4 protein-coding genes and 1 tRNA gene are annotated in these 14,242 nt (G+C 73.8%); 2 read left to right on the top strand and 3 right to left on the bottom strand.

Features of this window, described 5'->3' with window-relative positions; genetic code table 11:
* Nucleotides 1-96: 96 nt before the first annotated feature.
* Nucleotides 97-8,475: an amino acid adenylation domain-containing protein gene (locus ACFRFC_RS02420; RefSeq protein ID WP_383112578.1), complete on the bottom strand. Its 8,379-nt coding sequence runs from the start codon at nt 8,473-8,475 to the stop codon at nt 97-99.
* Nucleotides 8,476-8,967: 492 nt separating this feature from the next.
* Here ACFRFC_RS02420 and ACFRFC_RS02415 point away from each other — a divergent pair, with 492 nt between their 5' ends.
* Nucleotides 8,968-10,137 carry a tryptophan dimethylallyltransferase family protein gene (locus ACFRFC_RS02415; protein ID WP_382681975.1) on the top strand — a complete coding sequence of 390 codons (1,170 nt, stop codon included), beginning with the start codon at nt 8,968-8,970 and terminating at the stop codon, nt 10,135-10,137.
* Nucleotides 10,138-10,475: 338 nt separating this feature from the next.
* Here the strand turns inward: ACFRFC_RS02415 and ACFRFC_RS02410 are convergent, their stop codons facing one another.
* Both ACFRFC_RS02410 and ACFRFC_RS02405 read right to left on the bottom strand, forming a co-directional pair.
* Nucleotides 10,476-11,618: a Fic family protein gene (locus ACFRFC_RS02410; RefSeq protein ID WP_382681978.1), complete on the bottom strand. Its 1,143-nt coding sequence runs from the start codon at nt 11,616-11,618 to the stop codon at nt 10,476-10,478.
* A 429-nt stretch (nt 11,619-12,047) separates the two neighbouring features.
* Nucleotides 12,048-12,120: transfer RNA gene (locus ACFRFC_RS02405), tRNA-Arg, on the bottom strand.
* 318 nt (nt 12,121-12,438) lie between these two features.
* Here ACFRFC_RS02405 and ACFRFC_RS02400 point away from each other — a divergent pair.
* Nucleotides 12,439-14,046: a dynamin family protein gene (locus tag ACFRFC_RS02400; protein ID WP_382681981.1), complete on the top strand. Its 1,608-nt coding sequence runs from the start codon at nt 12,439-12,441 to the stop codon at nt 14,044-14,046.
* Nucleotides 14,047-14,242 lie beyond the last annotated feature (196 nt).

The following is a 14,242-nucleotide window of genomic DNA, read 5'->3' as shown; positions in this document are numbered from 1 at the left end:
GTGGGGAGATGGGCGGGGTTCGGCGCGGGGAGCGGGGCGGGGAGCGGGGCTGGTTCGGCGGCAGGGGCGGAGCCGGGATTGGGGTCGGGGTTGGGGTCAGAGCGAGGTGGTGGGCCGGGACGGCGGTGGCGGTGGCGGTGGCGGGAAGAAGCCCGACTCCGTGAAGCGGTCGAGGTACGCCCGTAGCAGTGCCGCGTCCGGCCCGGGCAGGTCGACCCCCGAACCCGCGAGCCCCCTCACGGTGTTGGCGCGGTCGAAGCGGAGCCGTCCGAGCCGGGCGAGCGCGGGCAGAGTGCCGGTGAGCAGCGTCGCCGCGGCCAGGTCGGCGGTGCCCGCGCGGCCGTGCTCGTGCACGGTGTGCGCCCAGGTGCCGGGGTCCAGCTCGGGCAGCGGGTGGCCCAGCGCGCGGAGCCCGTCGAGCACGGTGGCGATCGGGACGGGGTCGGGGCAGCTCAGCTGGTGGGCCAGGCCGGTGGTGCCGGGGCGCCGGGAGAGGGTCACGACGGCCGCGGCGACCCGGTCCACGGGCACCAGATCGACGACCGGTCCGCCCGCCGGACCAGGCTCCGGGCGCGGGGCCGCGCCGATCAGCAGCATGGCCCGTACCAGATGCCAGAACACATCCCGGTCGGAGCCGATCCCGGTACGGCTGTCGCCGCCGATCCGGCCGCAGCGGTACACGGTGACCGGGACCCCCCGCTCACCGGCCGCCCACACCAGTTCCTCGGCGACCCACTTGCTGGCCGGGTAGCCGCCCGGCATCACCTGATCCGCCGTCAGCCGACGCGCCTCGGGGACGGCCCGCGTCGGCCCGCCGCCGGTCTCGTCCGCGTACTCGTCACGGGCGACGGCGACGGCGGCCGTGGAGATGTGGTGCACGGGCACCCCACCGGCCCGCGCCGCCAGCCGCAGCACCTCCGTGGTCCCGCCCACGTTGGCCGGGCGCAGCAGCGCGTACGGTTCGACGGCGCTCACCCGGGCCCCGTTGTGGTAGACGGCGGTGACACACCCGGCGAGCGCGTCGAACCGTTCCGGTGTCAGCCCGAGCAGCGGCCGGGTCAGCTCGCCCGGGACGGGGACGATCCGGCGCCGCGCGGCGGCGTCGGGCGGTGTGCCCCGGGCGGCGAGGGCGCCGAGGACGCGGGTGAGCGCGTCCGCCTCGTCGGTGGCCCGGACCAGGCAGTGGATGTCGGCGTCGGTGCGGTCGAGGAGTTCGCGCAGCAACTGGGTGCCGAGGAAGCCGGTCGCGCCGGTCAGCAGCAGGTGTTCGCCGGTCGCGGCCGAACGCCGGGGACGCTCGGTGACGGTGACCGCGGCCGGACGCCGGGGACGCTCGGTGACGGTGACCGTCGGGTCCAGGCGGGCGTCCGCCGCCAGCAGGTCCGGGTCCGGGTCGCCGGAGCCGCCGGGGGCAGCGGCCGGGGCGTCGAGCGCGGTGAGCAGGGCCGCCGGTGACTGGTGCTCGAAGAGGGTGCGGACGGCGACCGTACGGCCCATGCGCTGCCCCAGCGCGCTGATCAGCCGGGGGACGAGGAGCGAGTGCCCGCCGAGGGCGAAGAAGCTGTCGTCGAGGGTGACGTGCGGGACGTCGAGGATCTCGGCGAACAGCGCGCACAGCAGCCGCTCGTCCGCGGTGCGCGGTGCGCGGCCGGTGGCCAGCGGGGTGAACTCGGGGGCGGGCAGCGCGGCCCGGTCGATCTTGCCGGTCGAGGTGACCGGCAGCGCGTCCAGCACCACGACCACCGCCGGGACCAGGTGGTCGGGCAGGAGGGCGGCCAGCTGGGCGCGCAGGGCGTGCCCGTCGGGGCGGGGTGCGTCGGGTGCACCAGGTGCACTGGGTGTTTCCGGTGCGGGGACGGCGTATCCGGCGAGCAGGGTGGCGCCGTGCCGGTCGGGGCGCGGTACGACGGCGGCCTGTGCCACCCCGGGCAGGGCCAGCAGGGCCGCCTCGGTCTCGCCGGGTTCGACCCGGAACCCCCGGATCTTGAGCTGGTCGTCGCGGCGGCCCATGAACTCCAGATCGCCGTCGGGGGTCCAGCGCGCCAGATCGCCGGTGCGGTACATGCGGCTGCCGGGGGCGCCGAACGGGTCGGCGACGAACCGGTCCGCGGTCAGCGCGTGGCGGCGCAGATACCCGCGGGCCACCCCGGCCCCGGCGACATGGAGTTCGCCCACCACACCCGGCGGGACCAGGCACAGATCGGGGTCGAGGACATAGACGCGGGCGTTGACGGTGGCCCGGCCCAGCGGCGGGGCGACGGGCTCGGACAGCGCGTCGCTGAGGGTGGCGCAGACGGTGGTCTCGGTGGGGCCGTAGCCGTTGAACAGGCGGCGCCCGGCGGACCAGCGGCGGACGGTCTCGGCGGAGGACGCCTCACCGGAGACGATCATCGAGGTGAGCGACGGCAGCCGGGCGGGTTCCAGCACGCCGAGCGCGGCCGGGGGCAGGGTGGCGTGACTGACCCGGTGCCGGGCCACCAGCGCGGTGAGCGCGGGGCCGGGGGCGGTGGCCTCGGCGGGCGCCATGACCAGCGTCGCGCCGGTCAGCAGCGCGCCCCACACCTCCCACACCGCCCCGTCGAACCCGTGCGGGGCGAACTGGAGGACGCGGCTGTCCGCCGTCACCCCGAACCGGCGCCGCTGCGCCTCGGCCACCCCGGCGATACCGGAGTGGGTGACCACCACACCCTTGGGGCGGCCGGTGGAGCCGGAGGTGTAGACGAGATACGCCGGGTGCCCCAAGGTCAGCGGGGCGGTCCGGTCGGTGTCGGTGACCGGGTGGGAGGAGCGCGCGGCGAGGGCCCGCCGGGTCGCCGGGGCGTCCAGGACGAGCCTGGGCACCCGCGGCCCCTCGGGCAGGACGGGCGCGGTGGCGGTGTCGGTGAGCAGCAGGACGGGCTCGGCGTCCTCGGCCAGCAGCGCGAGCCGGGCGGGGGGATGGCCGGGGTCCAGCGGGACGTACGCGCCCCCGGCCTTGAGGACGGCGAGGGCGGCCACGACCGACTGCACGGTACGGGGCAGGGCGATGCCCACCAGGCGCTCGGGCCCGACGCCGCGCGCGATCAGCTCACGGGCCAGCCGGGTGGAACGCCGGTCCAGGGTCCGGTAGTCGACCGTACGGACCCGTCCGGCGCCGTCGTCGTGACGCAGGGCGACGGCGCGCGGGGTCCGGCGGACCTGGGCGTGGAAGAGATCGGGCAGGGTGCGGCGGGGTACGTCCTCGCCGGGGCGTCCGCTGCGGGCGAGCAGCCGGGCGCGTTCGGCGGGCAGCACCACGTCCAGGGAGCCGAGGCGGCGGCCGGGGTCGGCGGTGGCCTGGTCGAGCAGCCGGGTGAAGCGGCTCACCAGCCGCTCGACGCCGGCCCGGTCGAACAGGTCCGTACGGTATTCGGCGACGCCCGCCATCCCCTCCGGCCGCAGACCGGGGCCGTGGTGCTCCTCCAGACTGAGGCCGAGGTCGAGCCGGGACGCCCCGGTGTCGGCGGCCCGCCGGGCCACGGTCAGCCCGGGCAGCCGCGGGGGTTCGCCCGGCGCGTTCTGGAGCGCGAGGAGCACCTGGAACAGCGGGTGGTGGCCCGCCTGCCGGGTGGGCGCCACGGCGTCGACCAGCCGCTCGAAGGGCAGGTCCTGATGCGCGTAGGCGGCGAGGTCGCCCTCACGGACCCGGGCCAGCAGCTCGCGGAAGGACGGGTTGCCGGAGGTGTCGGTGCGCAGCACCAGGGTGTTGACGAAGAACCCCACGAGGTCGTCCAGCGCGGTGTCGGTGCGCCCGGCGACCGGGGTGCCGATCACGATGTCCTGCCCCGCGCCCAGCTTGCTCAGCAGCGCGGCCAGCGCGGTGTGCAGCACCATGAAGACACTGGCACCCAGCTCCTCGGCGAGCCGGGTGACCCGGCGGTGGAGGGGCGCGTCGAGGGTGAAGTGCAGGGTGGCGCCGGGGGCGGAGGCGGGGGCGGGGGCTTGGGCTCGGGCGGGGGCTTGGGCTTGGGCTCGGGCGGGGGCTTGGGCCGGGGTGGCGTCCGTGGGTGCCGGAGGGCGACCGGCGGGCAGCGGCATCCGCGCGGGCAGCCCGCTCAACGCGGCCTTCCAGTAGGCGAGTTGGCGACCGGCCGCGCTGTCCGGGTCGTGCTCGTCGCCGAGCAGCCGCCGCTGCCAGAGCGTGTAGTCGGCGTACTGGACCGGCAGCGGCGCGGTGTCCGCCGCGCGGCCCGCACGGCGGGCGGCGTAGGCGGCGGCGAGGTCACGCCACAGGGGCGCCAGGGACCACCCGTCACAGGCGATGTGATGGACCACCAGCACCAGCACATGCCGCTCCGGCCCGGTACGGAGCAGCCGGGCGCGTACGGGGAGATCCCGGGCGAGGTCGAAGGGCGGGCGGACGATGGCGGCGATGGCTTGGGTGAGGGTGTCCTGGGTGAGGGTGTTGTCCTGGGCGGGCGGGGCCGGGGCGGGCGCGTCCGGGATGGCCAGGGCCGGGGTGAGCGGGGCTCGGGTGAACGAGTCTTGGGCGGGCGGGTCCTGGGTGAGTGGGTCTTGGGTGGGCGCGTTCTGGGCAGGTGTGTGCCGGGTGGGCGGGGCTGGGGTGAGCGGGTCCTGGGCGACTGTGTGCGGGGTGAGCGGGTCCTGGGTGAGCCTGACTTGGGCGGGTGTGTCGTGGGCGAGCGCGGCCCCGATGGGCGCGTCGTCGACGGGCCCGTCGTCGACGGGCGCGGCCTCATGCGGCTGGGGTCCGTCGAGGTCCAGCCGCGCCGCCGAAACCTCCCGCACCCACTGATACGGCACCCCGTCGACCTGCGGAAACACCGTGCGCAGGCTCTCGTGCCGGGCCATGACATCGGCCAGGGCCCGCTCCAGGGCGACGCGGTCCAGCGGGCCGTCGAGGTCGAGGACCAGTGGTACGTGGTACGCGGCCCCCGTGTCGTCCAGCTGGGCCAGGAACCACAGCCGGCGCTGAGCGGGGGAGAGGGGTACGCGCTCGGGCCGTGGGTGAGGGGTGAGCGCGGGGCGTCGCCCGGCCGAGGCGAGCCGTACCGCGTCGGCGAGCTGAGCGACCGTCGGTGTCTCGAAGACGCTGCGCACCGGCAGTTCCACGCCGAGGGTGGCGCGCAGCCGGGTACTGAGCCGGGTGGCGGACAGCGAGTGCCCGCCCAGCGCGAAGAAACTGTCGTCGATGGTGACGTCGCCGACGCCGAGGATCGTCCCGAACAACTCGCACAGCAGCCGCTCCAGTGGATCGCGCGGGGCCCGTCCGTCCGGGGCGGCGCCCACGCCGGGTTCGGGCAGCCGCCGCCGGTCGACCTTTCCGTTGGCGGTCAGCGGGAGGCTGTCCAGGACGACCGTGGCGGCCGGTAAGAGGTACTCCGGCAGCCGGTCGCCCAGGAAGGCACGGACCGAGGCCAGCAGGGCGCCCGTGTCACGGGCCCGAGCCGGGGCGTTGACCAGCGACGCCAGCGGCACACCGGACGGCCGGGGAGTGCCGGGCGCGGGGGCGCCGGGGGGCCGGGCGGTGAGGGTGAGGTCGAGGGTGTGGGGGGCGGTGGGCGACCAGCGGGCGGAGGCGCGCAGCCCGAGGCGCTCGGCGACGCGGTGGAACTCCTCCAGGTCTGTGTTCGGATCGACGTCCGGGACGTCCGGGCTCGTGGTGTTGTCGGGGTTCCCGGGGTTCACCGGGTTCCCCGAACCCACCTGGGCCCCCGAACCCACCTGGGCCCCCGGGATCTCCAGGGCCCCCAAGGTCTCCGGGACCTCCGAGCCCTCCGGGACCTCCGAGCCCTCCGAGCCCTCCGGGACCCCCAGGACGCCCGGGACCCTCGGGACCTCCGCGGTCTCCGGGACCTCCCGTACCCCCGGGACCTCCAAGAGGCCGCTCCCGTCATCCCCTCGCGCCTCCCGCGCTTCCGGCGCTTCCCGCGCTTCCGGCGTTTCCGGCGCCTCCCGCGCCTCCGCCGCACCCAGCGCCCGCACCCCCCGATGCACCGACACCATCCGGGCGTCCGGAACCCCGGTCACCCTCAGCTCCGTAACCCCGGACGCCATCAACCGGCCGGCCAGCTCACCGAGTTCGCCCGGCCCGCCGATATCGCGGCCGAAGACAATGTCCCGTACACCGGACACCGCCACCGCGCGCGGCCCCCCGCCCCTGTCCGCCTCCACCTCCCCGTCCATGGCCATGGCCCCGTCCAGGTCCATGTCGGCGGCCTTGCGCAGGACCACGTCGTAGCGGTACCGGGTCAGTTCATTGACGTACCGCCCCCGCTTGACCCGTATCTCGCTGCCCGCGATGTCGGGCAGGGTGGCGGCGAGTTCGGTGAAGAAGGCGGGGTCGACGAGGAGTTCCTTCTCCCGGACCAGGCTCTGTTCCACGGCCGCCCGCAGGGCCGCGCGGTCGTCCGGGCGCCCGGGCCGGCGCAGTTGGACCTCGGTGTGGAAGGCGCGCAGCAGCCGCAGTTGCCGTACGTCGCCGATGAAGACCGTACCGCCGGGGGTGAGCAGGTCAAGGGCGGTGGTGAGGACGTCGGCGAGGTAGTCGCCGTCGGGGAAGTACTGGGTGACGGAGTTGAGGACGACGGTGTCGAAGAGGCCGCGGGGCAGTTCGCCGGTCCGGTCGGCGGGCAGGGCGCGCAGTTCGACCCGCCCGGCGAGCGCGGGGTCGCGGCGCACATGGGTGCCCAGCGCGGCCACGACCCGCGGGGACAGATCGGTGCCCCAGTACGTCTCGCAGCCGGGTGCCAGCCGGGAGAGCAGCAGCCCGGTGCCGACGCCGATCTCCAGCAGCCGGCGCGGGCGCAGTTCGCGGATCCGGTTCACGGTGGCGTCCCGCCACTCGCGCATCTGCTCCGCCGGGATGGGGCGGCCGTCGTAGCTGCTGTTCCAGCCGGAGAAGTCCTCGCCGAAGGGGGCGTTCGCGGTGTCCTGGTAGAGGGTGTCGTAGAGGTGCCGCCACTGGGCGATGGACTCGTCCCCGGCGGGGCCGGGCGCGGAGGGCTGCCGGTCGGTGGGGACGACGTAGGCGACGAGCCGTGGGTGGCCGGTGCGGTCGGGACGGGCCAGCACGGCGGCCCGCGCGACGCCGGGGTGGGTCCCGAGGACGGCGGTCACCTCGCCGGGCTCGACCCGGAAGCCGCGGATCTTCACCTGGTCGTCGCCGCGGCCGATGAACTCCAGCCGCCCGTGCGGGGCGCGGCGCACCAGGTCGCCGGTGCGGAAGAGCCGGGCGCCGGGGGCGCCGTGCGGGTCGGCGACGAAGCGCTCGGCGGTGTGGGCGGGCCGCCCCCAGTAGCCGCGGGCCAGGCCGGAGCCGCCGACGTACAGCTCGCCCACCTCGCCCGGTGCGACCGGACGCAGCAGCGCGTCGAGCACCTCGGTGCGCATCCCGTCCATGGCGGCGCCGATCGGTACGACGGTGCCGAGCGCGTCGGGGTCGGTGACCCGGTGGCAGGTGGCGAAGGTGGTGGTCTCGGTGGGGCCGTAGCCGTTGACCACGGCGGTGTCCGGGCAGGCGGTCAGCACCCGGCGTACGGCGGCGGCCGGGACCTCGTCGCCGCCGGTCCACACCTCGCGCAGCCCGGTGAAGCAGACGGGGTCCTCCTCCGCGAGGACGGCGAACAGCCCGGCGGTCACCCACAGCGCGGTGATCCCGTGCCGGACGACGGCTTCGGCGACCGTACGGGCGTCCAGTTCCCCGGGGGGTGCCACGACGACCGCGCCTCCGGTGAGCAGCGGCACCCACAGCTCGTAGGTCGAGGCGTCGAAGGAGTGCGGGGAGTGGAGCAGGACGCGGGCGTGGGCGCCGCCGTGCGACCAGGCCCGGTCGCCGGCCAGCCCCACCACGTTCTGGTGGGTGACGGCGACGCCCTTGGGGGTGCCGGTGGAGCCGGAGGTGAACATCACGTACGCCGGCTGCCGTGGATCGACGTCGACTTGGGGCTCGTCGGAGAGGGGCTCGGGCGGCGCGGTGATGTCGGGCGGGGTGGCGGGGAGGACGTCCGGGTCGACCGGGGGAACGGAGAGGGTGCGCGGCCCGGCCGGAGGCCCCGCCTGTCCCGCCCCGGTCAGCAGCAGCGCGGCGCCGGTCCGTTCCAGCAGGGACGTGAGCCGCGCGGCGGGCTGGCGGGGGTCCAGCGGCAGGGAGCAGCCGCCGCTGCGGGCGATGGCGAGCAGGGCGACGACCAGTTCGGCGGAGCGGTCGAGCAGTACGCCGACGACGGTCTCCGGGCCGACGCCCTCGCCCCTCAGCCGCTGGGCGAGGGCGTCGGAACGGGCGTCGAGCTGACGGTAGGTCAGGGTCAGTGGTCCGCTGATCAGGGCGGGCGCGTCGGGGGTGCGCAGGACCTGCCGGGCGAACGCCTGCGGCAGGCTCACGCCGGGTTCGGGGGCGGGGGCGAGGCGGAGCGCGGGGTCACCGTGGGGACGACGGTCGTGCCGGTCGTGATGGTCGTGACGGTGCGCCTCGGGGCGTGGGGCAGACGTGTGCACGGAACTCCTCAGCACTCCTGTGCACACGGCCGGGATCAGGGCGTGGTGGTTCCCGGTCGAGGGCATGCGGACGGACACCGGAGGGGCGGTGGCGCAGACTGTTCCTGGACGTGCGGCGAAGCGAGTCAAAGGATGGCAGGCGTACCAATGGCGTGGTCATATTTTCGGCTCTTCTCACGCACATAGCGTCACACGATGACCACCCTGCGCAATGCCCCTGGTGTGCGCCCCGGAGTGTTTCCTTCCGACGCCCGCAGGGGACCCTGTGCGCCGCCTTGGAGCGCCTCAGGGCTGTCCGGAGCACGTCACGGCTGTATCGGTCGCCCCGCACGGAACGCATGACATTGGCCGGAAGACGCGCCGGCGCACCGGGACGGCTTTCCAACCTTCGGCAAAGCACGGCGACGGCCGGACGGTCGGTGAGACGATCGCCCGCCGTAACGGCCCCTGTGCGCAAGACAGTTCAGTTCGGTCCAGTTCGAAGGAGATCAGATGGACGCCGCAGGCATCGACCGCACCGCATACCGCCCGGACACGGGTGTCATCGCGGAGATGATCGGCAGCCCGATGCGCTTCGACACCCCCCGGTACCGCCCCACCCAGACGTATGCGGAGGTCGCGGCCGACCGGGTCCGGCGGACCTGGCGCAGTCTGGGTCTGACCGGGGAGAGCGAGGCGTCGACACTCGCCCTCCTCCGGGAGCTGACCGAGCCCTGGGGCGGCAGGCCGGTCGGGGTGCCGCCCGAGCGGGCCTGCTGGGTGGCGATCGACGGCTCGCCCTTCGAGCCGTCGGTCGTGTGGGCCGGTGACCGGGCGGGGGTGCGGGCGGGGGTGCGGCTCTCCATCGAACCGCCCGGCGAGGGCACCGCGCTGTCCAGGATGCGGGACGCGATGGACGTGACCCGGCGGCTGGCGGGGCGGCCGGGGGTCAGCGTGGACCGGCTGCTGGCCGTCGAGGACCTGTTCCGGGACGACGACCCCCAGGGCTACTTCAGCTTCGCCCACGCGGTGGCCCTGCGGCCCGGCGCCGCACCGGAGTTCAAGGTGTTCCTCAACCCGGCGGTGGCCGGCCGGGAACAGGCCGCCGACCGCACCGCGAAAGCCCTGCGCACCCTCGGTCTGGGCACCCCCTGGCAGGCGCTGGCCGACCATCTCGGCGAGTTCGGCCCGGGCCACGAGCCGGTGGCCATCGCCCTGGACCTGACCGGCGGCCCGGACTTCCGTGCCCAGCTGTATCTGGCGCACTCCGGGGTGAGCGCGGCCGAGATCGATGCGAAGGCGGCGGTGGCCCGCGATCACATACCCGGCCTGTTCACCCGCGCCCTGGAACAGATCAACGGCCCGCACGGCACGGCGGCCTGGTCCCGCAAACCCCCGGTCACCACCTTCACCCTCGACACCCGCCACGACCTGCCGAGCGCGACGGTCTACGTCCCCCTGATCCCGGTCCACGACCACGACGCCGCCGCACGCACCCGGGTGTCCGCCTTCCTCCGCGCCGAGGGTTCCCCCGCCGCCGACGCCTACACCAAACTCCTGGACGACCTGGCCGACCGCCCCCTCACCGAGTCCCGAACCCAGAACTTCATCTCCTACCGAGGCGGCGACGATCCCCGCTTCTCGGTGTATCTGGCGCCGGGGCTCTACCGGGCCGCGCACTGACCGGGACAGCCCGCGGAATCCGGTTCGGCTCACCTTCCCGGGACGAACGCCATGCTTGCGATCCACGCACGCTGCACCGCCATGCGTCGACTTGGTCGCAGCCCCACCATGAACATCTGGGACGACCCCGCAGCGGACGTACTCCTGGCACCGGGCACACCGCTGGACGGGTCAGCCGCTGCGGCCTCGTCGGTCCGGCGGCACCGCCGCAGCCTACGCCCGCTGCACCGTCGGCCAGACCAAGGAACCGAAGGCCCGCGCCGAGCCGCCGCAGAGCCTTCCGGCGCTGGAAGACGCGGCGGCGCCATACGACTCAGGGGCGCCAGGAGTACGTACGGTCACTGCGTACGCCGGTAGGGATCGATGTACGGCTCCATGGACTGTCGGACCTCTTCCCGGACCGGGTCCATGAGGGGGCCGGGAGCGTAGTGGCGGGCCCGTGCCTTGCCGTGGGGGACGAGCCAGCCGCGGGCTACCAGCTCCCGGATGTCGCGGATGGCTTGCTGGTCGCTGAGGTCCGCGTCCTGCTGGTAGACCGTGCGGCGGACCTTCGCGTCCGAGAAGGCGGGGAGCAGGGCGTAGACGACCCGTTCGTCCAGGCCCGCTGTTTCCACACTCTCGACCAGGCGGGTCCAGGCTCGCGACATGACGTCGAAGCGCCGCTGGGCCTGCTGGGCCTGGCGGTGGTGGGCGGTCAGGCAGAAGCGGATCCAGGACCGGGTGTCCCGCTCCGGACTCCAGTGCGGGCCACCCACGTCCTCCAGGACCTGGTAGTAGGCGTACGTGTTCTGGCCGCGTCCGAGCCACTCCTCGATGGAGGAGAACTCGGGCGGCATCAGGGCCTCGCGGGAGAACACCAAGGTGGACAGTGCACGGGACATGCGCCCGTTGCCGTCTTTCCATGGGTGGATCTTGACGAGATTGAGGTGGGCCATGGAAGCGCGGACGTGGACGGGGGCGTCGAGATCGCCGTCGTTGAGCCAGTCGACGAACTCCGACATCAGAGCGGGAACGACCGTCTGGTCCGGAGCGGTGTAGGCGGGGACCAGCGGGTCGTCGGGGCTGGTGATGTAGCCGGGCCCGTCGCGCCAGCGGCCCGGACGCTTGTCCAGGTGGTGGCCCTGCAACATGAAGTGCAGACCGTTGAGCAGGCCGGCGTCGTAGCGGAAGGCGTCTCCGGCGTCGGCGAGCGCCTGGATGTAGGTCATGCCACGCTGATAGCCCTCCAACTCGGCGCGTGTCCTCTCCCCGGTCTCCAGCGGCTCCTCGCCGGACATGAGGGCTTCCACATCATCGACCGTCGCGGCGTATCCCTCGATGGTGTTCGATCCGGCGATCGCGCGGGCGGTGAGGTTGCGGCGCAGCTGACGGGTCCAGCGGGGGGTGGCCCGGAGCATGTGGCGCAGGGCGCGGCGCATGCTCTCGATCTCGTCGAGCGCTCGCTGGTCGTCGGTGTCCAAGGAGGGAGTGGCGTACAGCATGTCTCCATGACATGATAATTGTGTCATTAAGTCAAGCGGGTGGGCTTGGATCAGATCACTGTGGACGGAGCGGTCTTCCCGAGGTAGATCTTGAACGCCTCGCGGATCTGGCCACGCGTGTAACCGACCGTGTTGGCATTGGCCGGCACGACTTCCTGCTCGTATCCGCGTTGAGGGTGCCGGAAGCCGGGGGCCGCCTCGCTCCGGTACTGGTAATCGCCGGACAGCCGCCCGATGGCGACGACCCCCAGGAACTTGCAGCGCAGCCGCTCAGGGGAAAGCTGCCGCCTCGACTGGGGGAGGTATGGGGACGCAGCACCTCAAGCCAGGGTGTATATCGGCGCAAAATGGCCTCGCGGGCCATGAAAAAGCCCTCCGCGGGAGATCTCGTGAAGGGTTAAGAAAGAACCTCTGACCTGCGAAAATGTGCGCCCCCGGCAGGACTCGAACCTGCGGCCAAGCGCTTAGAAGGCGCCTGCTCTATCCACTGAGCTACGGGGGCCAGGTGCGGCCTCTGTCGTGGTGCCCGGGTGCGGGCTGATCCGTGACGTTGCCGGGGACAAGGATAAAGCTCCGGGTTCCCTGCCCCTGCTGCTTCGCCTCCGTGGCTCAATGTGGAGGTTCGGTGAAGCGGTCCTGATAATCGCAGGCAGGTACGAATCGTGCATCGCTTTTGACGTCTTACGCCCCGGGTGTTGTGCACTCGTTATGCCTCGACTGTGACTGCTCCCCGGTCGTCCCTTCCGTCCCTTGTGTCCGGTCGGCGCGCAGACATGCGCATATGCTTCAGAATTCCCCTAAAATTGGGCATTCTTCGCATGTGGTGACCTTGGACGTACGGCCTCAACTGCTCGACGCACTCTCCGCCCTGCGCGACCGTGTCGCCGCCGCACGCTTTCCGCTGCCGCTGGCGGGGGCCCCACGCGCGCGTGCCAACCGCGATGAACTGCTCGCCCAGCTCGACGACTATCTGGTGCCCCGGCTCAGAGAGCCCGAGGCACCGCTCCTGGCCGTCATCGGGGGGTCCACCGGCGCCGGGAAATCGACCCTCGTGAACTCGCTCGTCGGGCGGCGGGTCAGCGAGGCGGGGGTGCTGCGGCCGACCACCCGGACGCCGGTTCTCGTCTGCCATCCGGAGGATCATCACTGGTTCAGCGGGATGCGGGTACTGCCCCAGCTCACCCGGGTCTGGGTGCCCCACCAGGAACCCGGCGACGATCTCCTGTTCCCCGGCGAGAACCCCGCGCGCGTGCTGCGCATCGAGACCGCCGAAACCCTCCCGCCCGGCCTCGCCCTGCTGGACGCCCCCGACGTCGACTCCCTCGTCGCCGACAACCGCGTCCTGGCCGCCGAGCTGATCTGCGCCGCCGACATCTGGGTGATGGTCACGACCGCCGCCCGCTACGCCGACGCCGTCCCCTGGCATCTGCTGCGCACCGCCAAGGAGTACCGCGCCAGCCTGGTCACGGTCCTGGACCGGGTCCCCCACCAGGTGGTCTCCGAGGTCTCCCGGCAGTACGGCGCCCTGCTCACCAAGGCCGGCCTCGGCGAGGTACCCCGCTTCACCGTGCCCGAGCTGCCCGAGTCGGCCTGGGGCGGCGGCCTGCTGCCCGCAAGCGCCGTCGCCTCCCTGCGCACCTGGCTCGTCCAGCAGGCCCAGGACCCCGGCGCCCGCCGCCACACCGTGACCCGCACCGCCCACGGCGTCCTGGACTCCCTCAAATCCCGGATGCCCGAGCTGGCCGGCGCCGCCGCCGCCCAGTACGCGGCGGCCCTGCGCCTCACCTCCGCCGTCGACAACGCCTACGACAGCGAGCACGCGCGCGTACGCGGCCGGCTCCAGTCCGGCGCGGTCCTCGCGGGCGACGCCCTCAAACGCTGGCGGGCCTTCCCCCTGGACTGCACCCCGGCCGAACTGCTCGACGCGCTCGTGGAGAGCCTCGGCGAGCTGCTGACGTGCGCCATCACCGCCGCCGACGAGCGCATTGACGAGGCGTGGCGCCGCGAGCCGGCCGCAGGCGCCCCCGGGCTCACCGAGCGCGACCTCCCGCCCGAGACCGCCGAGCACCGCATCGGCGTCTCCGCCCGCCGCTGGCGCCGTGAGCTGGAGGAATACGCCGAGGACGAGGTACGCGCCCTCGACCGCGGCGTCGCCCCCGACCCCGAGCTGATCGCCGCCCTGGTCGCCACCGCCCTGCTCGGCGGACGCCGGGGCCGCACCGCCGGGGAGGGCCTCGCCGAGCGCCTCGGCGCCCACGGCGCGCTGCGCCTGCGCGACCGCGGCGGACGGCTCCTGGGCGAATACGCCGACCGGGTGCTGCACATCGAACGCGAGCGCCGTCTCGCCCCCCTCGACGCGCTCAACGTCCACCCCGAACCCCAGGCCGAACTGATCGCCGCGCTGTCCGTACTTCAGAAGGAGAGGTGACCGGTGACCGCCGTCACTGACCACGAACAGACGGACCACGCCGGACAAGGGAAACACGCGGACCAGATGGACCAGATGGACTACATGGGCCAGGCCGACCGGGACCAGGCGGAGCACCCAGAGCACCCGGAGCACCCGGAGCACGCCGGGCGACGGCGACACGCCGACCGGGCCGACCAGGCCCAAGAGCCCGGCG

The sequence above is a fragment of the Streptomyces sp. NPDC056734 genome (assembly GCF_042790455.1).
Lineage (GTDB): Bacteria > Actinomycetota > Actinomycetes > Streptomycetales > Streptomycetaceae > Streptomyces.
The sequence above is the reverse complement of the archived record's forward strand: the minus strand, read 5'-3'. Positions and strand labels throughout refer to the sequence as shown.